Origin of the sequence: Henriciella aquimarina (assembly GCF_002088975.1) — a bacterium.
Classification (GTDB): Bacteria; Pseudomonadota; Alphaproteobacteria; order Caulobacterales; family Hyphomonadaceae; genus Henriciella; species Henriciella aquimarina.
The window spans coordinates 1-20,636 of the sequence record NZ_NCST01000096.1 but is presented as its reverse complement, the minus strand read 5'-3'; the positions used below and the strand labels follow the sequence as shown (position 1 = coordinate 20,636).

Below are 20,636 nucleotides of genomic sequence, written 5' to 3'. Positions count from 1 at the left end.
CAGGCGCCTGATGAAGGCCATGGGCCTGCAGGGCATTATCCGCGGCAAGCCGCATCGCACGACCTACAGCGACAAGGCGGCGCCGTGCCCGCTCGACCATGTGAACCGCAACTTCAAGGCCCCGGCGCCGAACCGGCTCTGGGTCAGCGATTTCACCTATGTCTCGACCTGGGCAGGGTTTGTCTATGTCGCCTTCGTCATCGATGTGTTCGCCCGCCGCATTGTCGGCTGGCGGGTCAGCCGGACAGCGCATGCGGACTTCGTGCTTGATGCCCTTGAACAGGCCTTGCATGACCGGCGGCCCTGCTCTGGAAGTGGTCTTGTCCATCATTCAGATCGTGGCAGCCAGTATGTCAGTATACGGTATACGGAGCGTCTGGCCGAGGCAGGTCTTGAGCCGTCGGTGGGCAGTGTTGGTGACAGCTATGACAACGCTTTGGCGGAAACCATCAATGGACTCTACAAGGCCGAAGTCATCTGGCGGAAAGGCCCGTGGAAATCCATCGATGCCGTTGAATACGCCACCCTCGAATGGGTCGACTGGTTCAATCACCGCCGCCTGCTCGAGCCAATCGGAAACATCCCACCGGCAGAAGCCGAGGCCAACTACTTTGCAGCGCTGAAGGAAAACGCTATCGCTGCTTGACCCCAACCAAACAGCCTCCGGGGTTACCGGCGCGGTTCAGATCGCGGATTATGGTCGGCAGCGTTCCGTTTTTATGAAACTCGCCTTCAATCTCGTACGTCTGACAGATGGCTTTGACGATACGCGAGCCAATAAGGATGGCCGATTACCGGACTTCATGTTGAATGCTGGTTTCTCAAATGTCCAAGAACGCAGTGTCACGCTGACCCCCACGGGATCTATCTCGCTTTACACAGCGACCAAGCAAGAAGCGTAAGGCGGGACAAATCGTCGAGCGACGGCGCGCTCCAAATTTGCTATTTTGAATCCCATGTACAAACCCCGATCCGAACTCGCGACACACGAGGTCGCCAATCAACCAAGACCGCCTGGCGATCTTGATCTTCTGCAAGATCCGGCCCTGGCTGAGCCGCTCATGGCGGCCTATGCAAGGTGCAACGCAGACCGCAATGAGCCCAACACTGCAAGCCGCCATATGTCCCATCTCGACACTTTCGGCAAAGCGGTCGGGGCGCTGCAAACCCGGGAGCTTGGCCGGCAGGCGAATGAAAACCCGCCTCGCCTCAAGGCGTTTAACGCGCAGGGCGAACGCATCGACGAGGTCGAGTTTCATCCGGCATATCATCAGCTGATGAAAATAGGCCTCCAGGGCGGGGTGTCCTCGCGCGCCTGGACCCATCCAGCAGGCGGGCAGATCGCCCATGCGGCGCTCCTTTACATGATAAGCTGGACCGATAGCGGCGTGACCTGCCCCATGTCTATGACCTATGCAGCCCAACCGATCCTGAGGCGAGCCGACTGGGCGAACGGTTGGGCCGAGAGCGCTCGCACGCCAGACTATGACCCGAACGCTATGCCGATAGAACATAAATCGGCAGCGACCATCGGCATGGCGATGACCGAGAAACAAGGCGGATCCGACCTGCGCGCGAATACGACGCGCGCGCATTCGCTCTCAGATGACGAAGTCGAACTGGTCGGGCATAAATGGTTTTGCTCGGCGCCAATGTGCGACGCGTTTTTGACGCTGGCCTATGAAGAAGATGGTTTGTCTTGCTTTCTGGCGCCGCGCTGGCGCCCAGACGGCTCACGCAATCAAATCGAGATACAGCGCCTGAAAGACAAGATGGGCGATCGCTCCAATGCTTCATCTGAGATTGAGTATCGCAGCGCCTATGCGAGACGGATCGGCGCGCCTGGCCGAGGGATTGCAACCATTATCCAGATGGCGCACCACACGCGCTATGACTGCATGATAGGGTCGGCGGCTGGCATGCGGCAGGCTGTCTGCCGGGCGGCGTTTCATGTCAGTCAGAGAACAGCCTTTCAGAAGACCCTGATTGACCAACCCCTCATGCGCGGTGTGATCGCCGATCTCGCCCTCGAGAGTGAAGCGGCGATCGCGCTAACCCTGCGCGTTGGTGCGGGATTTGATCTCAGTGCCGACAATGAACGCGAAGCCGCATTGAGCCGCGCGCTGACGCCGCTTGCGAAGTTCTGGATATGTAAACGTCAGCCAGATCTTGTGAGCGAAGCTTTGGAATGTTTTGGCGGAGTCGGATTCGTCGAAGAGACCGGCATGGCACGGCTATTCAGGACCTCCCCGCTCAACGCGATTTGGGAAGGCTCCGGTAACATTATGGCGCTCGACTTGCAGCGCGCATTGTCCGAGGAGGCTGTACGAAAAGTCTTCAACGAAGAGCTCAAACGGATCGCCACCGACATCCCAGAGGCAGAAACGCTGGCCAACAAACTTCGATCCGAGCGGCCAGACAATCTGCGCCTCTTCGCGCAGCAAGCCGCGCTCTTATTCTCAGCCGATGCACTTACCGACGCATCTCTAAGGGACATGTATGTGAAAACCCGTATCACACATCCAACCCCAATCTGGGGGGCGTTCGGGGTCAAAGTCGATCTCGACGACCCGATCACGCGGGCGACAAACTGGATGTTGGGCTGATCCGTACTCAGTATATAAACGCCAGGATAACGGACGGCATTGACAGGCCTGGTGCTTTTGCCAGGATCGCCTTGATTGTGTTGCCTTCGGCCACGTGACGGGCGGTAAGGACGACCCAGCCTCCAACTTGAAACCCTGTGCCAATCGCTACATCGCCGCTCGGCAACAACACTTCAATGGCGACGCACCCACGCAGATACGTTCAAAAATCCCCATTATCCAAAGGAGCTGCACTCATTCTCCCCGCTCTAAGCATGGTCGTTGCAGAAGACGACTTTGCTCAGATTTCTGAGATGTCAGGGCCGCATTTTCAAGGGATGAAACTTCCTCAGACGTACACAGCAATACCCGCAAATCGACCGGTGAGCATGAAAACGTTTGGCCAGATCTCTTGCAACAATTGATAGCGGCGCGTCACCCGCTTCAACGCAGCATGCTGCACTGGCGGTTTTTGCAGCGATGCTATTGGCCTTCGCCTGGGTGAATTCACCGGCAGTTGAAATTTATGACCTGATCCACCACACGCCTTTGTCGTTGCAGGTTGGCGCTGTTGGATTGTCCAAGCCGTTGGTCGACTGGATCAATGAAGGCCTGATGGTCTTCTTCTTTTTTGCGATTGGGCTCGAAATCAAACGCGAAGTCCTGGTCGGCGACCTCGCCTCGCCGCGCAAGATCGCCCTTCCCGGGATCGGCGCCCTGGGTGGCATGCTCGTCCCCGCCGCAGTCTATCTGTTGTTTAATGCGGGCAACCCGGAAACCGAGCATGGTTGGGCCGTGCCGGTCGCCACCGATATTGTCCTTGCGCTCGCCGTCTTGTCTGTGCTTGGCACGCGCATCCCACCTACGCTCAAAGTCTTCCTAATGGCGCTCGCCGTGTTCGACGATTTTGGAACACTGGTGATTATTGCGCTCTTCTACACCGAAGGATTGAGTCTGGTCTCGCTTGCCTTGGCTGTACTCGGACTGGTTGGCCTGATTGGGCTCAACCGCCTGAGGGTCACGCATATGACGCCCTACGTTTTGATTGGAATTTTCGTTTGGGTGGCAGTCCTGGAATCAGGTGTCCATGCAACAATTGCCGGTGTCCTCGTAGCGTGGACGATTCCGCTGTCGGTTAAAGGGCGCCTGATGCTTTCAATCGTCGAAACCGGCATGAGACCGTGGGTCGCGTACGGTGTCGTACCGGTTTTTGCTTTCTTCAATTCAGGGATTCACCTGGCGGGCATGTCTTCTGCGACCCTCATCGGTCCGGCTAGCCTCGGCGCGGGGTTCGGGCTCTTCATTGGCAAACCTCTCGGCGTATTTGGCGCGGCGGCTTTAGCGGTCGCCAGCGGCCTTGGAAAGCTCCCGCCGGCTATCACCTGGCTGCATCTGCTGGGCGCGTCTCTGCTCGCCGGAGTGGGCTTTACAATTAGCCTGTTTGTGGCGGCGCTCGCGTTCGACCACCCCGCCGCCTTACAGGAGGTCACGCTAAGCGTGATCATCGCGTCGACCCTCTCCGCTTTTACCGGGTTGGGCGTGCTCACCTTGGCCGCGCAGAGACCTCAGCCTGCCGAATCTGAAGAAAGACTTCGCCCATGAAAATGTCTCCGCCGCCTTTGCCTTGGCTGATTGCTGCACTCGTCATCGGTGCCGTCCTTGCCATAACTTTCAGGCTGAAACTCGCGGATGATCAGCAGGCCGCACCCACGCCCCAGATTGCGGTTTCTTCGCCCGTAGAACGTGCAACACTGGAGGCGACCTGTGCGCGCATCGATGTCGAAGCACGGCTGCGCGCCGCTTTGGCGGCGTACTCAGTCGGCGAAGATCTCGTCTCCGATAGTCTGCTGACTGACGCCGAAATGCCGATCGCATCTCTGCCTGGGAGCCTTTGGACTAATGACGATCGCGCGCGGCTCAATGAGTTGGTGTACCAGGCGCGGTTGGCGATCGCGACGCAGTCTGGAGTGGAGGCTAAAATCGAGGCCGCGATTGATGACCTGCGCCAAACACCGCTCCATGAGAAAGGGTCTCCAGCGGTGCCGTCGGCCATGGCGGGAGCGATCGCAGATCAAATCGAAAAAGCGATGAATGGGTTTGTCGAAACACGCTCCAGCCAAGATGGTCAAACCTATCTGATGGGGTACGGCCACTACCAGACCGCCGACGCGCTGTTTCGAAACCATAGGGACGATATCCAACTCTATAGCGAGACCGCGGACAGATTGATTGAAAAAAGCCTGCTCCTGCTTGCCGATTTCTATCCCAGTCCGCGCCTAGCTGATGCAGACATGCCCTGAGGTCCGCGGCGCTTTTTCAAGTTATCCACAGCAAGCGCTGTAATGGCAGGCCCGTCTTCTCGTCTATTCGTCCAGCACATCTATCAGCGCCCGATGAAACAGTGCGTGAAGACGAGAACCGCAAGAAGGCCCCAGATGACTCACACTCCGAGCGACCGACGACAGTCCGCCGAGCCCGCCAGTCCCAGAGAGCTTCGCGGCCTCAGCGGCACAGCCTGCATCCTGTCCACCCTTGGCATCGGCCTTCTCGGCCTTGGTATCGGCGCAATCACCGCGTCCTATTTGAGAGCAACAGCCGCTCTGATTGCACTTCTGGGACTTACCATTCATCTCATCGCACTGATCCACACCGCTCGGCACAAACATCATGCATTATCTGCGGGCCGGTTCTGGCTGACAGCGGTCTATGGGAGTTGCTGGATCATTTTGCTTGTTCTGAGTTCTGCTCTGCTAAGAACGTGGCTTGTACACGCATGATCAAACGGCCAAAGCCTCCATGCGGTCTCGCGGCGACGCGATAATAACTGCCGGATCAACAATCGCGACCGACTTATCGGTATCCGGGCACTCAATCGCCCTGATCATGTGGCCAAGCGTGTTCAGCCGGGCCGTGCGTTTGTCGTCGGTATGAACCGCGTACCAGGGCGCAAATGCGTAATCTGTGCGAGCAAGCATCGCGTTGCGTGCGGTCGTATAGTCGTCCCACTTCTGCAATGCGACCGCATCTATCGGGCTTTTCTTCCACTGCTTCAAAGGGTCTTTATCGCGGGCCGCAAGTCGCCGCTCCTGCTCTTCCCGGCTGATGTCGAGATAATATTTGAGGATTTGCGTGCCATCGCGCACCAGCATTTGTTCAAACGCGCCAACATTATCGTAAAAGGCTTCAACTTGGTCATCGCTGGCAAAGCCCATAACCGGTTCAACGCCAGCCCGATTGTACCAGGATCGATTGAAGAGCGCGATTTCACCGTCGGCTGGCAAGTGCGGTGCATAACGTTGGAAATACCAGCTGCGCGTATCGCGGTCGGACGGTTTCCCAAGCGCTACAATACGGGTGTCGCGGGGACTGAGATGGTCGGCGATGCGCTTGATCACACCGTCCTTACCGGCCGCATCACGCCCCTCGAGGATCACCAGAATACGATGACCATGCGTGATCGCGCGGCGCTGGATCTTGACCAGTTCTATCTGCAGTGCGCGCAACCGGCGTTTATAGTCCTTCTTGGAGAGACCCGTATCGGCGTGGTCATCTTTTGGCATTCGCGCGAACCCTTTCATCACTGGCCGGCGAAACTTGTCTTATGGCCGGGCGGGTCGGTTCGGATGGGTATAGATAGTCCCGTGTCAGCGGTGCCGCGTCTTGGCGTTTACCCAGCTGAAGCTGGAACACATTGTGAAAGCCATGGCGAAATGAGAGTTCGCTGCTGACGAGATAAAAATCCCACATCCGTACAAACCTGGCATCATACAGCGTTTCAGCATCATCAGCGCGGTTCAGAAAACGCTCCCGCCACGCTTTCAGCGTTTCCGCATAGTGCAAGCGCAGGATCTCAATATCCAGAACCACCAGCCCGGCTTTCTCAATCACGGGCACAATTTCCGAGAGTGCTGGAATATAGCCCCCTGGAAAGATATGCCGGGCGATCCATGGATTGGTCGCCCCTGGTCCAGGCGACCGCCCAATCGTGTGAATGAGCGCCGTTCCATTCTCGCCGAGACGGGCCGCAATCTGGTCGAAATATTCGCGGTAATGCGGCACACCGACATGTTCAAACATACCAACCGAGACAATCTTGTCATACTCGCCGGTAAGGTTGCGATAATCTTGAATCTCAAAATCGACACGGTCGCTGAGCCCGGCGGTCTCAGCGCGCTCTTGAGCCAGACAGTGCTGCTCACAGGATAATGTCACACCGTGGACCCGAACATCTTCGCGCTCCGCCAGATGCATCGCAAGCCCGCCCCATCCGCACCCAATATCAAGCACATGGTCCCCGGGTTTCAAGCACAGCTTGCGCGCGATATGATCTTTCTTAAACCGCTGGGCATCGTCGAGCGATGTCTGCGGCTTCGGGAAATACGCGCAGGAATACTGCATGTCGTCATCAAGAAAGAGGCGGTAGAGATCGTTGCCGATATCATAATGGTGCGCCACGTTCCGAGCCGATCGCGCTTGCGGATTAAATTGCGCAACCGCACGAAACGTCTTTCGCAGGAAAGATGGGAGCGCCGCATGCGCGCTGCCCTTAGACAGAATATTGGTCCAGAGAAGATCCAGCAGTTCATATAGATCGCCGGTTTCCAGCACGAGGCCTTCTTCCATATAGGCCTCGCCAAGCTGCAATTCAGGATCGAGCACGATGCGGCGAAGCCAGGCCTCAGATTTCACGGCGATACGAACCGGATGGTCGCAGGGCGGACCAAAAACAGCTGTCTTGCCATTTGGAAAAACGACTTCCAGGCGTCCCTTGCGAATAGACTTTTCAAGCCGTTTTTTGGCGATTGTGCTCCATAGACTCATCAGCGGCGTCCTTCTGGCTTGGCAGCAACGCACCCCGGCGTGCTCACCATATGATCTGATACGGATAAGACGGCCCGGCCCCTGAACCATTACACTCAGGGCCCAGCGCCATATTAAAAGTGACCGAAAATCCGTTCGCGCTTGAGGGCGATTCTGGCGGCGTGCGTATCACACTCCTCAAGCCCCAATATACGTGGAACCGCTTACGAATATGACGTCCGACCCAAGCCCTTCAGAACGGCGCAAACGAGCCATTGAAGCTGCGCTCATCGAGTCGCATCAGGACATGTTTCGGTTTCTGAAGCGAAAATTGCGCAACGATGCGGATGCCAAGGATGTGCTGCAAGAATTCTATGTTAAGGCGCTGACCCGGTTTAATGATCTTAAAGATGAAGACCGGCTTCGAGGCTGGTTGTCTCAGATTCTTCGTTCGACAATCGCTGATCATTTTCGAGCAATGACGCGTTCAGACAAAGCGCTGGAAACCTATGCGGCAGAGGCTGCCCTCCTGTTCGATGATGATGAGATCGACTTTGTTATTTGCGCATGCCTATACAAAATGTTGCCGACACTGAATCCCGACTACGCGGATCTGATCTGGCGGGCTGACCTTATCGGTGAAGATCGCTCTGTGATTGCTCATGATCTCGGCCTGTCTGAGAATGCGCTTCGAGTGAAACTTCACCGCGCACGCCGGGCCATGCGCCAGCGCCTGGAACAAACCTGCCTGACCTGTATCGAACACGGCTATTTTCAATGCGCCTGTCCGGGCGCTGAAGACTTGCGAAAACGCGTTGAAGCGACCGCCTTGTCCATACCTCCGGGCCAGGTTGTTCCTTGATACGTTTTCGCAGCGGCGGGGTGTAACGCCGCTCCGGTTCGCGCGTCTTTGTTTTCAGGTCCGCAATAGGCGGTTTTTGCTTGTGCTCGCCGAGCCAGGACGAAATTGAAGAGAAGGAGATCGCCATGAACCGTGTCAAGAAAAGCGCCGTCCAAACGCCCAAAGCCAAAGTCAAACCGCCCGTCAAAAAGGGCTGTTGTTGCGCAGGCGGCTCGAAGCCGGGCCGAGGCAAGGAAAAATCGATGCCAGCGCTAAAAAGCGCTGGTGACGCAGCCTGACCCTTTCGTTCTCAATCGCCCCCTTACCGCGAAAGCCTCAAGCCATGCCAGATGATCAACGTATGACAGCTAAAAAACCCCGCAAAGCCAAACGCTCTGATCCCAAAAAGAAAGCGTCCAAGAGCGCCCGCCGGGCGCAATCAAGGCCGGAGTCCGCAAAGCCCATTCAAGCCTCGTCCCGGCCCAGCCTGCCAGACGCCGCTGCTTATGGGGTTGATCTCATGCAGAGACAAACTCTGTTCTTTGACGCGTTGCGCCAGCGCGCCAACACAATGCTCGCCCATGAGCGAGACGGCATGCCACCTGTCTTGAAGTTCAAGTATGAGCTCGTGGCGGACGCAGCGACATTTGAACCTGCGTGCAATTATCAACTTCTAAAAATACTCGAGATTGGCGATATCTGCCTCGACGATTGTCTTGATCCAGACAAACCACCCGTGATCATTATCGATCCCCGCGCGGGTCATGGCCCCGGCATTGGCGGATTCAAAGACGATTCTGAAGTCGGCATCGCTCTACATGAAGGCTACCCCGTATACTTCGTCGTGTTCACGCCTGACCCTGTTTCCGGTCAAACGCTAGCCGATGTGTTGGCGGGCCTGCGCCAGTTTGTAGAACTCGTGGCCGAGCGACATGATGGCGAGGCGCCAGTGCTCTATGGCAATTGCCAAGGCGGATGGGCGGCGGCACTTCTGGCGGCTGATTGCGAAGGCCTTGCCGGACCGATTGTGATGAACGGGTCACCGCTCTCCTATTGGGCCGGTGAACCCGGTGCCAATCCGATGCGGCTTGCGGCAGGATTCCTCGGAGGGGCCTGGATCAATCACTTCTTGTCTGATCTCGGAAATGGCCGGTTCGATGGCGCCTGGCTGGTCCAGAATTTCGAAACCCTCAAACCTGAAGGGGCAATCTTCCGGAAATATGCCGATCTGTTTGAAAACGTCGATACAGCCGCCGACAGGTTCCTGGATTTCGAGCGTTGGTGGGGCGGCTTCTACCGCCTGAGCCGCGAAGAGATTCTTGCGATTGTCGAAAACCTCTTTATCGGCAACCGGCTTGAAAAAGGTCTGGTGAAACTCGGGGCCCATTGTGAGATTGATTTAAAACAGATCCGCAATCCTCTCGTCATCTTCGCCTCACATGGCGACAATATCACCCCGCCACATCAGGCACTTGGTTGGATCCCAGCGGTTTATGAGACGACCGAGGCACTCATCGCAGCCGATCAACGCATTGTCTATCTGATCAATCAACATGCCGGGCATCTCGGCATCTTTGTATCTGCGAGTGTCGCGCGCCTCGAACATCGCGCGATGCTGGAAAACCTTTCCGATATCGAAGCGCTGGAGCCTGGGCTCTATGAAATGAGGATCGATAATCCGACCGGCGATCCTGATTGCGACCACGACCAGTACATTGTGCGGTTTGAACCCCGCCGGGTTGAGGACCTGGTATTCGAAACCCAGCCTGAGGCATTTGAGCGTGTCGGGCGTCTGTCGGCGCAATTGGAGACGGCTTATTCGAACTTCGCCAGCCCGTGGGTGCGCGCCTGGTCTAATCCGGTCACAGCAGAGCTTATGAAATGGTCTCATCCGATGCGGGTGACACGCTACATGTTCTCAGAACGGTTCAATCCAGCTATGGCGATGACCGCCGCGTTTGCACCCATGGTTCGCGCCAATCGAAAGGCTGTCAATGAGGACAATCGCTTTCGCACAGCTGAAAAGATGGGCGTCGACTGGATCGAGACCGGCCTGACCCGCATGCGCGAGTCTCGCGATGCCGCATCCGAACTGGCCTTCAGCTGGCTCTATGACTGGCCCGTATTGCCTGAACCTATAAAGGACGAGGCGGCAAAGAAATGAGCGCCCTCGACACCTCCCAGCGCGAAAGTCATCGCGTCCTCACCGTCAATAGCGGGTCTTCAAGCCTGAAAATCGCGCTCTTCCGGGTCGGAAACGACGTGGTCAAGACAATGTCGGGCGCCGTCACCGGCATTGGCGCATCAGAGGCGAGAATGTCAGCTGAGACCGCTTATGGCGACACACTTTGGGACGAACGCACCTGCTGCATCAACCACCCCGTTGCGCTGGAAACCTTCTTTCATGAGATGGCCGCTCATGTCGATCTCGGCGGCATTTCTGCGGTGGGACACCGGGTTATGCATGGAGGTCCCGACTACACAACGGCCCAGCGTCTGACTCCGAGAGTCGAAGCGGATCTGCGCGAACTGATTCCATTGGCGCCGCTGCATATGCCTGCAAACCTTGATGGCATCGTTGCCACGCGCCTGCGTTTACCGAATGCGATGCAATATGCCTGTTTTGATACGGGCTTTCATGCAGACATGCCGATCGCGGCCCAACGCACAGGACTGCCGCCTGCGATGGAAGACAGATATGTCCGCCGGTTCGGCTTTCATGGCCTCTCCTACGCATTTATTGTCTCAGATCTTGCCGCCCGCGCCGGTGAGGCGATGTCCAGGCAACGTCTGCTGGTTGCGCATCTCGGTGCGGGCGCAAGTATGGCCTCAATCGAGAATGGCCAAACCATAGATACAAGCACGGGATTTTCGGCGCTTGCGGGACTGCCCATGGCGACCCGAAGCGGCGATGTCGATCCCGGGCTGCTCTTATACCTCATACTGGAAAAAGGCTGGGCCCCATCAGTCTTGCACGACCAGCTTTATCATGGCGCAGGCTTGCTTGGGCTTTCGGGTCTGAGCGGTGATGTAAAAACTCTGCTCAAAACAGACGACCCGCGCGCGAGCGACGCGCTTGCGCAATTTGCCTATCAAGCTCGCAAGCAAGCTGGCGCACTGATCACCGCCATGGGCGGTGTTGACCGGATCATCTTTACCGGCGGCGTTGGCGAACACGCGCCCTCGATCCGCGCCGCCATCTGCGAGCCACTTAGCGATCTCTATGGAATAAATTTTGACACCCGAGCAAATGATCGGGGTGAAACGTGTATTTCAAAGCCGGACAGTTCGGTGATTGTCGAAACGGTTCACACTGACGAGGCGATGATGATCGCCCGTTACGGACGCGCGATGCTTGAAGCCACCCCAGTGCAGATAGAGCGCCGGGTCTCATGACTGGTTTTCGAGATTTTGCCGACCTCAAGACCGCTGCCGACTCAGGACCGCCCGTGAAGGTCGCCATTGTCTGTGCGGCGCAACGAGACGTCCTACTCTCGGTCGACGAAGCCGTTAAGCGCGGCTGGATCCATCCAATCCTGATCGGCGACCCTGATGCGATCAAGGCCGAAGCCGAGGCGGCAAATCTCACATTCCATCCCGATCAGGTCTTGCCCGCCTGGAATGAGGCAGAAGCAGCCCAACGCGCAGCCGGTTTACTGAAATCGGGCAGCACGCATGCCGCCATGAAAGGCCTGATCCATACCGACGTCTTGCTAAAAGAACTGCTCAACGCCAATGCTGGTCTGCGTCAGCCTGGAGCGCGGGTCAGCCATGTCTTTCTGGCGGACATTCCAGCCTATCCGAAACTGCTTGCGATTACAGATGCCGCAGTCAACATCGCCCCGGATTTGGGCGCGAAAGCCGCTATCCTGCAGCACGCTATCGATCTTATGGTTTCTATTGGTATCGACCAGCCCAAAGCCGCAATCCTTTCAGCAATTGAGACTGTCAATCCGCTGATCAGTTCCAGCCTTGATGCCGCGGCACTCTCGGTCATGTCCCTGCGCGGTCAGGTGCGCGGCGCAGTCGTTGACGGACCGCTCGCCTTTGACAACGCAATTTCGCTTAAAGCCGCGGAAATCAAAGGCATTGCCTCGCCTGTGGCTGGGGATGCCGACATTCTACTCGTCCCAGATCTCGTTTCTGGCAATATCCTCGCTAAGAATCTGGAATATATGGCTGACGCCACGCTGGCCGGTCTCGTCCTCGGGCTGAACGCACCCATCGTCTTGCCATCGCGTGCCGATCCGGTGAACGCACGGCTCGCAGGTCTGGCGCTGGCGCGCCTTAGCCTAGCCGCAAAGGACCGCAAATCCGCGACGCGAGACAAAGCCCCGGTCTGGCCGGTGCACGCAACGCGCAGCTCACCTTTACCGGAAGCGGACTGCTGCCCGCCCAGCCATCCCACGCCAACCTCCCCCACATCACTCAATGGAGACGCTCATGCCAAGTCATGACCCCGTTATCTGCGCGCCAGTGCGCACCGCCATCGGCGCCTTTGGCGGTAGTTTGAAAAACGTCCCGGCGTCCGATCTTGGCGCTATAGCGATCAAGGCCGCTCTGGAACGGGCAGGACTTGCACCGGATCGGGTCGATACCGTTATTATGGGCCAGGTTCTGCAAGCCGGCGCCGGAATGAACCCGGCGCGTCAGGCAGCGATAGGTGCGGGTCTTCCTGTCAACGTCCCCGCGATGACCGTCAACCGGGTCTGCGGATCCGGCGCGCAGGCGGTCATAACCGCCGCGCAAGACGTCATGCTTGGCCACGCGGCGTGCGCCGTCGCTGGCGGCATGGAGAATATGGACCAAGCCCCGTTTCTGCTTGGCAAAGCGCGTTACGGCTATCGTCTGGGCGACGGGGCGCTCATTGACAGTCTTCTTAGGGACGGGCTGAACGATGCCTTTTCCGGCGAGCATTCCGGCTGGCATACCGAAGACTTAGCCGAACAGAACCAAATCAGCCGTGCCGCTCAGGATGCCTGGGCGTTGCGTTCGCAAAGCCGGTTCTCGAAAGCCCAGAGTGACGGTCTTTTCGACGCCGAGATTGTGCCCGTTGAGATGAAAACCCGTAAAGGGATTTCGGTATTCGATCGGGACGAGCACAATCGCCCGGATACGACTCTAGACAGTCTTGCGCATCTGAAGCCGGCCTTCCGAGAGCATGGAACGATCACAGCCGGGAATGCTCCCGGATTGAACGCGGGCGCTGCTGCAATGATCGTTGCTGACCGGGCCTGGGCAGAGACAAACCAGCTGCAGCCTGCGGTCCGGATTGCCGGCATGGGCGTCGGCGCCGTCGAACCCGGACTGTTCGGCCTTGGTCCTGTACCTGCTGTGAAACAGGCATTGGAGCGGGCCGCCTGGCCACTTGCATCGGTGGAACGGGTCGAAATTAACGAGGCCTTCGCGGCCATTGCCGTCGCTTTGGTCGGCGAGCTGGGATTCTCCGAGGACATAGTGAATGTCGAGGGCGGCGCCATTGCACATGGCCATCCAATCGGCGCGACGGGCGCTGTTCTGTCCGTACGGCTGATCCATGCCATGCAACGAGACAATCTTAAGCGCGGCATCGTCACCCTCTGCATTGGCGGCGGACAGGGCGTCGCGCTCGCGCTCGAACGTATCCCATCCTGACCCGGCGCATCTCCCCCCAACTGCCCCGACGCCGGTTAACAGGGAACGCCGTCTCTCACGATTGCCTCCGTGAGGGACGGCGGCTTTGGCTGCGTATTATTCTGCAAGGAGCTGGATGTGAGCACACCCGATTGTGATCTTCGCGGAAAAACCGCACTGATTGTCGGCATTGCGAATAGTGATAGTCTGGCCTGGGCGGCGGCCACGTCCCTTCGCGGTGCAGGCGCGCGCCTGGCGATCACCTATTTGAACGAGAAGGCTCGCCCGCATGTTGAACCTTTAGCGAGAAAGGCAGATGCAGATCTCATTCTCGAATGCGATGTCACCAAACCTGGATCGCTGGACGCTGTCTTCGACGCGGTCGCAGCAAAATGGGATCGGCTTGATCTTGTCTTTCACGGGATTGCAAGTGCGCCAAAATCTGATCTTCAGGGGCGTTTGACAGACTGTTCGGCCGACGGTTTCGCAGCCGCCATGACGGTGTCTTGCTATTCGCTCCTTCATATGGCGCGGCGGGCTGAACCATTAATGCGACGCGGCGGCTCTCTGATCACGCTCAGTTTCTATGGCTCAGAAAAAGTCGTTGATCACTATAATGTCATGGGCCCGGTCAAAGCTGCGCTTGAAAGCGCTGTACGCTACCTTGCCCATGAGCTCGGACCCGCCGGCATCCGCGTCAATGCCATTTCCGCCGGACCCGTTGCGACAAGAGCCGCGTCTGGCCTCACCCATTTCGAAGAATTGCTAAACGAGGCCGCAGCCAAATCACCGCTGCGACGAACAATCGATGCCAGCGAAGTCGGAAAAGCGGCTTTGTTTTTGGCCAGCGATCTGTCCAGCGGCGTGACCGGTGAAATCGTTCATGTCGATGCCGGGTTCCATATCGATGGCATGATTTTTCATTGAGAAGAGAAACGATGATGACCGTAGAAGACCCTGTTTGCCGCAACACGATCCCCCTCGAAAACGCTCACGCGTCAGAGGAATATGGTGGATGGGCCTATTTCTTTTGCTCTAACCGTTGCCACACAGCTTTCAAACTAAATCCCGAACGCTATGCAGACGCGCGCATTCCCGCCGCCTTCAGCGCGCCGAGCGACGCCTCTCACCCATCCCGCAAAGCATGACTTAGCAGACAAAGACCCTCCACCATGGATCACTCCACCCACGCCCCCCCCTCTCGCCACGCGCCTCATGCCGGTCACGGACAGAAAAAAACGGACCCGCATGGCGGCCACGACCATGAAGGCATGATTGCCGATTATCGCCGGCGGTTTTGGGTTGTGCTGGTGGCCACGATCCCCATCCTCGCTTTGGCGCCGATGATCCAAGGCTGGCTTGGCCTCGAAGATGCCTTGCGGTTTCCGGGTGACCGTTATGTGCTGGCAGGGCTTTCAAGTCTTGTTTTCTTCTATGGCGGTTGGCCGTTCCTGAAAGGGTTTTTGCAAGAGATCACCGCCCGCGACATCGGTATGATGACGCTGATTTCGGTCGCGATTACGGCTGCTTACGCCTATTCCATCGGCATGGTCGCAATCGGCAGTGATGAGACCTTTTTTTGGGAGCTCGCAACCCTGATTGCGGTGATGTTGCTCGGGCACTGGATCGAGATGAAATCGGTGCTTGGCGCTGGGCGCGCCTTGGAAAAACTTGCAAGCCTGATGCCGGATGAAGCCCACCTGGTGGCGGATGACGGCAGCGTAATCGATGTGTCCGTTTCGACGCTGAAAGGCGGCGAACATCTTCTGATCAAGCCAGGCGAGAAAGTCCCAGCTGACGGGATCATTGTCAGGGGCGAGTCGTCTCTCAATGAATCCATGCTCACCGGCGAGTCCAAGCCGATTTTCAAGACCGTGGAGACCGAAGTGATCGGCGGATCAATCAATGGCGAAGGTTCGCTAACAATCCGGGTCGACAAGACCGGTGATGAGACTTTCCTGTCGAGCGTCATCAAGCTGGTTAAGGAAGCCCAAGCCAGCAAATCCAAAACCCAGGATCTCGCCAACACGGCGGCCAAGTGGCTGACTTTTATCGCACTTGGCGGAGGCCTATCGACCGTCTTGTTCTGGACCCTGTTCACCGATCAGGGATTTGGGTTTGCAATGGCGCGCGCCGTTACCGTGATGGTCATCGCCTGCCCGCACGCGCTTGGTTTGGCTGTGCCGCTTGTGGTTGCGCGCTCGACCGCGATCGCGGCCACCAATGGATTGCTCATTCGGGATCGGACGGCATTCGAAGAAGCGCGCAACATCAATGCCATCATTTTCGACAAAACCGGCACGCTGACCAAGGGCGAGTTTGGGATCACCGATACGCTTGTTTTTGATACGACATTCACTGAGAGCGATATCGTCGCCTACGCGGCGTCTATTGAAGCTCATTCTGAACACCCAATCGCCCAGGGGATCGTTCGCGATGCGCCGCAGGCATGGGGTGTCGACAAGTTTAAGGCGATCCCTGGCAAAGGTGCAGAAGGCCTCGTTAAGGACCGCGACGTGAAAGTCGTCAGCCCCGGCTATTTGCGCGACCAGGGTCTTGAAATGGATGATCCCCGGTTCGAAACCCTGAGCGCGCAGGGCAAGACAGTCGTCTTCGTGCTCATTGATGACAAGCTCGCTGGCGCAATCGCGCTGGCCGATATCATTCGTGAGGAATCCGCTAAAGCCATCCTCATGCTTCAGGCCATGGGCATTCAGTGCATCATGCTCACTGGCGACAATCAACAGGTGGCGGAATGGGTCGGCCAGGAAATCGGCCTCGACGAAGTGATTGCCGAAGTATTGCCGGAAGAAAAAGCCGCTAAAGTCCGAGAGGTTCAGTCCCGCGGTCTGATCGTGGCGATGACCGGTGACGGTGTGAACGATGCGCCGGCGCTGGCTCAAGCGAATGTCGGGATCGCAATCGGTGCTGGCACGGATGTCGCGATCGAAACCGCCGACATTATTCTTGTCCGGTCCAGCCCGTCAGATGTCGTAGCGATCATTGAACTCGCTCGCGCGACCTATAATAAAATGATGCAAAACCTCGCTTGGGCGACCGGCTACAACACGTTCGCCATTCCAGCGGCAGCGGGCGTGTTTTTCCCCTGGGGCGTAATCCTCACACCCGCGCTTGGGGCGGTGTTCATGTCGGCGAGCACCGTGATCTGCGCCATCAACGCCCAACTCCTCAAACTGTCTCGATCCCGGGTGTCGACATGACAGTGCGAGGTTTTGTTCCGGGTTTCGGATTTTTGACGCTCTGCCTCAGAGCGCTCAGCATCGGAGCCCTCCTGCTCCTGCTCCTGGTCCTGGTCCTGGTCCTGGTCCTGGATCATGCCGGGCATTTGAGCTGGCAAGACTGGCTGCTGATCGTTTTCATTTTTGCGGCGCAACTAACCGGTTTGAGGCCTTCAGGCCGGAGCCGCGTAACAAACCCATCATCGTCAACCCGCGGATCCCGTCCGTTCTGATCCCGCCATAGGAGCAATCGCCGTGCACAACCATTCTGATCATGACGACCATCAGCCAAAAGGCAGCCGGTTTTGGCTGCCGCTTTTGGTCTTCGCCGGAGCGATCGGGTTTCTTTTATTCTATGAACACCGCGCTCACATTCCCGCTGATGCGGTCTTCCTTGTTGGCTTCCTGCTTCTTTGCGGCGTGATGCACCTCTTCATGCATAGCGCGATGGGCGGCCATGGAGGCCACGGAAGCCATGGAGATCGGCGCCCTTCCCAACTCGATGAGGAAGATGACTGGAGGACAAGGCGATGAATGAGAACATGGCCCATTCTGAATATGGCCTCTGGTTTCTGGTGATCCTGAACTCTGCCATCTTTATCATTTTCGCGTTCAGTTTCGCCAAACCATCCAAGTCAAAAGACTGGACGTCATTTGGAGCGTTCAGCGCTTTTGTGATCGCTCTTTTTACCGAGATGTATGGATTCCCGCTTTCGATTTACTTCCTCTCTCCGTGGCTTGAATCGCAGTTTCCTGATGTCAATTGGTTCGCCCATGACTCAGGGCATTTCTGGGAGATGATTTTCGGCTGGCAAGGCAATCCGCATTTTGGCCCATTCCACTTCGCAAGCCTCGGCTTCATTTTGCTGGGCTTCAGCGTTCTGTCATGGGGGTGGCCGATCCTGCACGGGGCGCTGCGCAGCGGCAAGCTCGCCAAAACCGGCATTTATGCCCGCATGCGCCACCCGCAATATGCCGGCTTCGTGCTGATCATGTTTGGTTTCCTGCTGCAATGGCCGACCATCCTAACCCTGATCATGTTCCCGGTTCTTGTCTTCATGTATGTCCGTCTCGCTCTGAAAGAGGAGAAGGACGCCGAAGCCGCATTCGGCGGCGAGTATCGCGCCTACGCCGCGGTCACTCCGCGCTTCTGGCCGCGTTGGGGAACGCTAGCCGTGGTAGAGAACGAAAGCTGATGCTCTGGCTGTCCAAAGCAGCAGCGAAAAGGCGCAAAGGATTCTTTGTGTTCAGTTTGGCCTTTGCGTTTATACTAACAACCTTGGCGCTTGCACCGAGCGTCATGCCCGGCGCTCTGCCATTTTTGAAACCACTGACCATCGACACCGATCCGGAAAACATGCTGCCTGCGGATGCGACGGTGCGCGTACGCAATGGTGAGCTTAAAACAGTCTTTGATATTTATGATTTTGTCGTGGTTGGCGTTCTCAACGAAACGCACCCTCAAGGCGTTTTTAACGCCAAGGATCTCGCCAACGTAAAAACTCTGACAGACTATGCCAAAACGCTAAGCTACGAACAAAGGGCTGGGACGTTTGCGAACGTCATAGCCTCAGACATTATTGCGCCCTCGACCGTCGATAATATTGAAACGGAAAGTTTGGGAGCTGTTTCGTTCACCTGGCTGATGAAAACCGCCCCCTCAACCGATCAAGAGGCCGCGCTCATCCGTGATCGAATGCTCAAAATCCCTATGTACAAGGGTACGATGATCTCGGACGATGGAGCGGCGTTGGCGCTCTACTATCCGTTAAGCGAAAAAAGTATATCCCACGCCGTGGCGCAGGATCTACAAGAACTGATAGATACGTTCGAAAACACCGGCGCAGTTTATCATATTACTGGGTTGCCCGTTGCCGAAGACCGGTTTGGCTCTGAAATGTTCTTCCAGATGGCCGTATCTGCACCGCTGGCCATGCTTTTTGTTTTCGGACTTTTGTGGCTCTTCTTTGGTCACGTACGGATCATTCTGATCTCACTCCTTGCGGCGATGGCTTCTGTGATCTGCACAATGGCTTTGCTCGTTCTGTCAGGACAAACCATTCACATCATGAGCTCGATGATCCCGATATTTATCATCCCAATTGCGGTGCTCGATGACATTCATATCCTGTCTGATTTCTATGATAAATATACGCCCGAACGCGATCGACTGGAGATTGTAAATGAAGTTATGGCGGACCTTTGGCGCCCGATGTGGTATACGACGCTGACAACGGCGGTGGGGTTCGCCTCGCTCATGTTGACACCGATCCCGCCCGTTCAGGTCTTTGGATTGTTTGTGGCAATCGGTGTGTTTGTTGCCTGGTTTTTCACAGTCACACTTTTACCGGCCTATTTTATGAGCCTGCCAGACAAGGCGTTGGCAGATTTCGGCGCGCTCCAGACATCTGAGCGCGCAATTCGTGATCAAAGCTGGCTTGGACGGTTTTTACGAACCGCAGGCCCTTTTGCCGGTCACCGCGCCAAGTCCATTATTGTATTAAGCCTCGCGCTGGTCGTGTGGGCTGGCATTGGGATTGTGAATATCAGTGTCAATGACAACCCGATCAAATGGTTTGAGACGTCAGACCAGATCCGCGTGGCTGATCGCATCATTAATGAAGAGTTCGCTGGTAGTTATATGGCCTACTTGCATCTCAGTTCTGATAGTGCCGTCAACGATGAGCTGACCCAGCCCCGTAAATTCCGGCCATGAATTTGCAGAGTCCTCGACACGAAGAGGATGACAAATGCGCAAATCACGATTTTCCGAAGAACAGATCATTGGGATGATCCGGGAGCACGAGGCTGGCGTGAAGACAGCCGATATCTGCCGCAAGTACGGCATCTCGGATGCGACCTTCTACAAGTACAAGGCGAAGTTCGGCGGCATGACGGTGTCGGACGCCCGGCGGCTGAAGACGCTGGAGGAGGAGAACTCGAAGCTGAAGCGCCTCCTGGCCGATGCAATGCTGGACAATGCCGCCCTGAAGGACCTGGCGACAAAAAACTTCTGACGCCCGACGCCAAACGGAAGGCCGTGCACCACGTGATGGAAGTGCATGGCCTGTCGGAGCGTCGGGCCTGCCGGCTGGCCGATCTCGATCGGTCCACCTTCCAGTATGAAAAACGCGATGGCGGTGACGAGAAGTTGCGCCAGAGGCTACGGGAGCTGGCCGGTGAACGCCGCCGGTTCGGCTATCGCAGGCTCGGCATCCTGCTGGACCGCGAGGGCCTCAGCGCCAATCACAAGAAGATCTACCGGATCTATGCCGAGGAGGGACTGGCCGTGAAACGACGACGTGGGCGAAAGCGGGCGACAGGCACACGTTCACCCATGCTCCTGCCGGAACAGGCGAATGAGCGATGGAGCCTGGACTTCGTATCGGACGCTCTCAGCGATGGCCGCCGGTTCCGCACGCTCTGCGTGGTCGACGACTTCACCCGGGAAGCCCTGGCCGTGGTCGTCGATGTCTCCCTGTCCGGCGTGCGGGTCGCCAGGGAACTGTCCAGGCTCATCACCCGGCGGGGTGCTCCGAAGATGATCGTCTCCGACAA

General features: G+C 57.1%; 18 protein-coding genes and 1 pseudogene. 17 read left to right on the top strand and 2 right to left on the bottom strand.

Annotated features, from left to right (window positions below; all coding sequences use genetic code 11):
• The 4 genes from B8784_RS15005 to B8784_RS14990 form a co-directional block, all read left to right on the top strand.
• On the top strand, nt 1-646 hold a 646-nt coding region (locus B8784_RS15005), incomplete at its 5' end, for an IS3 family transposase (RefSeq protein ID WP_143435293.1).
• A gap of 310 nt (nt 647-956) precedes the next feature.
• Entirely contained in the window at nt 957-2,606 is a 1,650-nt protein-coding gene (locus B8784_RS15000) for an acyl-CoA dehydrogenase family protein (protein ID WP_084398736.1), read from the top strand.
• 378 nt (nt 2,607-2,984) lie between these two features.
• On the top strand, nt 2,985-4,187 hold the full coding sequence (nhaA, locus tag B8784_RS14995; RefSeq protein WP_233356170.1) for a Na+/H+ antiporter NhaA: 1,203 nt from the start codon (nt 2,985-2,987) through the stop codon (nt 4,185-4,187).
• Nucleotides 4,184-4,885, top strand: a complete 702-nt coding sequence (locus tag B8784_RS14990; RefSeq protein ID WP_084398734.1) for a hypothetical protein — start codon at nt 4,184-4,186, stop codon at nt 4,883-4,885. Before nhaA ends, B8784_RS14990 begins: the two co-directional genes overlap by 4 nt.
• Before the next feature lie 477 nt (nt 4,886-5,362).
• Here the strand turns inward: B8784_RS14990 and ppk2 are convergent, their stop codons facing one another.
• Nucleotides 5,363-6,145 carry a polyphosphate kinase 2 gene (gene ppk2, locus B8784_RS14980; RefSeq protein ID WP_084398732.1) on the bottom strand — a complete coding sequence of 261 codons (783 nt, stop codon included), beginning with the start codon at nt 6,143-6,145 and terminating at the stop codon, nt 5,363-5,365.
• On the bottom strand, nt 6,132-7,406 hold the full coding sequence (locus B8784_RS14975) for an SAM-dependent methyltransferase (protein ID WP_084398731.1): 1,275 nt from the start codon (nt 7,404-7,406) through the stop codon (nt 6,132-6,134). Before B8784_RS14975 ends, ppk2 begins: the two co-directional genes overlap by 14 nt.
• A 211-nt stretch (nt 7,407-7,617) precedes the next feature.
• On the opposite strand from B8784_RS14975, the gene B8784_RS14970 reads away from it, so the two are divergent.
• The 13 genes and pseudogenes from B8784_RS14970 to B8784_RS21995 all read left to right on the top strand — a co-directional run.
• Nucleotides 7,618-8,247 carry an RNA polymerase sigma factor gene (locus tag B8784_RS14970; RefSeq protein WP_119405112.1) on the top strand — a complete coding sequence of 210 codons (630 nt, stop codon included), beginning with the start codon at nt 7,618-7,620 and terminating at the stop codon, nt 8,245-8,247.
• 125 nt (nt 8,248-8,372) lie between these two features.
• A complete protein-coding gene (locus B8784_RS21660) occupies nt 8,373-8,525 on the top strand; it encodes a hypothetical protein (protein ID WP_158085701.1) in 153 nt (50 codons plus the stop codon).
• Nucleotides 8,526-8,569: 44 nt separating this feature from the next.
• A complete protein-coding gene (locus tag B8784_RS14960; protein ID WP_233356169.1) occupies nt 8,570-10,390 on the top strand; it encodes a DUF3141 domain-containing protein in 1,821 nt (606 codons plus the stop codon).
• On the top strand, nt 10,387-11,622 hold the full coding sequence (locus B8784_RS14955; protein ID WP_084398728.1) for an acetate/propionate family kinase: 1,236 nt from the start codon (nt 10,387-10,389) through the stop codon (nt 11,620-11,622). Before B8784_RS14960 ends, B8784_RS14955 begins: the two co-directional genes overlap by 4 nt.
• Nucleotides 11,619-12,683, top strand: coding sequence for a bifunctional enoyl-CoA hydratase/phosphate acetyltransferase (locus tag B8784_RS14950; protein WP_084398727.1), 1,065 nt, complete (start codon nt 11,619-11,621; stop codon nt 12,681-12,683). Before B8784_RS14955 ends, B8784_RS14950 begins: the two co-directional genes overlap by 4 nt.
• Nucleotides 12,670-13,860: an acetyl-CoA C-acetyltransferase gene (locus tag B8784_RS14945; protein WP_084398738.1), complete on the top strand. Its 1,191-nt coding sequence runs from the start codon at nt 12,670-12,672 to the stop codon at nt 13,858-13,860. Before B8784_RS14950 ends, B8784_RS14945 begins: the two co-directional genes overlap by 14 nt.
• Before the next feature lie 117 nt (nt 13,861-13,977).
• Nucleotides 13,978-14,766: an enoyl-ACP reductase FabI gene (gene fabI, locus B8784_RS14940; RefSeq protein WP_084398726.1), complete on the top strand. Its 789-nt coding sequence runs from the start codon at nt 13,978-13,980 to the stop codon at nt 14,764-14,766.
• An 11-nt stretch (nt 14,767-14,777) separates the two neighbouring features.
• Nucleotides 14,778-14,987, top strand: a complete 210-nt coding sequence (locus B8784_RS22235) for a YHS domain-containing protein (protein WP_300269627.1) — start codon at nt 14,778-14,780, stop codon at nt 14,985-14,987.
• Between the two features lie 24 nt (nt 14,988-15,011).
• A complete protein-coding gene (locus B8784_RS14930) occupies nt 15,012-17,060 on the top strand; it encodes a copper-translocating P-type ATPase (RefSeq protein ID WP_084398725.1) in 2,049 nt (682 codons plus the stop codon).
• Nucleotides 17,061-17,333: 273 nt separating this feature from the next.
• Nucleotides 17,334-17,612, top strand: coding sequence for a DUF2933 domain-containing protein (locus B8784_RS22230; RefSeq protein WP_084398724.1), 279 nt, complete (start codon nt 17,334-17,336; stop codon nt 17,610-17,612).
• On the top strand, nt 17,609-18,274 hold the full coding sequence (locus B8784_RS14920; RefSeq protein ID WP_084398723.1) for a methyltransferase family protein: 666 nt from the start codon (nt 17,609-17,611) through the stop codon (nt 18,272-18,274). Before B8784_RS22230 ends, B8784_RS14920 begins: the two co-directional genes overlap by 4 nt.
• Nucleotides 18,274-19,794 (top strand): efflux RND transporter permease subunit, encoded by a 1,521-nt coding sequence (locus tag B8784_RS14915; protein WP_084398722.1) that lies wholly within the window; start codon nt 18,274-18,276, stop codon nt 19,792-19,794. Before B8784_RS14920 ends, B8784_RS14915 begins: the two co-directional genes overlap by 1 nt.
• 34 nt (nt 19,795-19,828) lie before the next feature.
• Nucleotides 19,829-20,636 (top strand): annotated as a pseudogene (locus B8784_RS21995) (IS3 family transposase); the annotation flags it as partial.

Coding starts and splice junctions, on each gene's coding strand:
- B8784_RS15000 (WP_084398736.1), top strand. CDS start 957: ATGTACAAACCCCGATCCGAACTCGCGACACACGAGGTCGCCAATCAA.
- B8784_RS14990 (WP_084398734.1), top strand. CDS start 4,184: ATGAAAATGTCTCCGCCGCCTTTGCCTTGGCTGATTGCTGCACTCGTC.
- ppk2 (WP_084398732.1), bottom strand. CDS start 6,145: ATGCCAAAAGATGACCACGCCGATACGGGTCTCTCCAAGAAGGACTAT.
- B8784_RS14975 (WP_084398731.1), bottom strand. CDS start 7,406: ATGAGTCTATGGAGCACAATCGCCAAAAAACGGCTTGAAAAGTCTATT.
- B8784_RS14970 (WP_119405112.1), top strand. CDS start 7,618: ATGACGTCCGACCCAAGCCCTTCAGAACGGCGCAAACGAGCCATTGAA.
- B8784_RS21660 (WP_158085701.1), top strand. CDS start 8,373: ATGAACCGTGTCAAGAAAAGCGCCGTCCAAACGCCCAAAGCCAAAGTC.
- B8784_RS14960 (WP_233356169.1), top strand. CDS start 8,570: ATGCCAGATGATCAACGTATGACAGCTAAAAAACCCCGCAAAGCCAAA.
- B8784_RS14955 (WP_084398728.1), top strand. CDS start 10,387: ATGAGCGCCCTCGACACCTCCCAGCGCGAAAGTCATCGCGTCCTCACC.
- B8784_RS14950 (WP_084398727.1), top strand. CDS start 11,619: ATGACTGGTTTTCGAGATTTTGCCGACCTCAAGACCGCTGCCGACTCA.
- B8784_RS14945 (WP_084398738.1), top strand. CDS start 12,670: ATGCCAAGTCATGACCCCGTTATCTGCGCGCCAGTGCGCACCGCCATC.
- B8784_RS22235 (WP_300269627.1), top strand. CDS start 14,778: ATGATGACCGTAGAAGACCCTGTTTGCCGCAACACGATCCCCCTCGAA.
- B8784_RS14930 (WP_084398725.1), top strand. CDS start 15,012: ATGGATCACTCCACCCACGCCCCCCCCTCTCGCCACGCGCCTCATGCC.
- B8784_RS14920 (WP_084398723.1), top strand. CDS start 17,609: ATGAATGAGAACATGGCCCATTCTGAATATGGCCTCTGGTTTCTGGTG.
- B8784_RS14915 (WP_084398722.1), top strand. CDS start 18,274: ATGCTCTGGCTGTCCAAAGCAGCAGCGAAAAGGCGCAAAGGATTCTTT.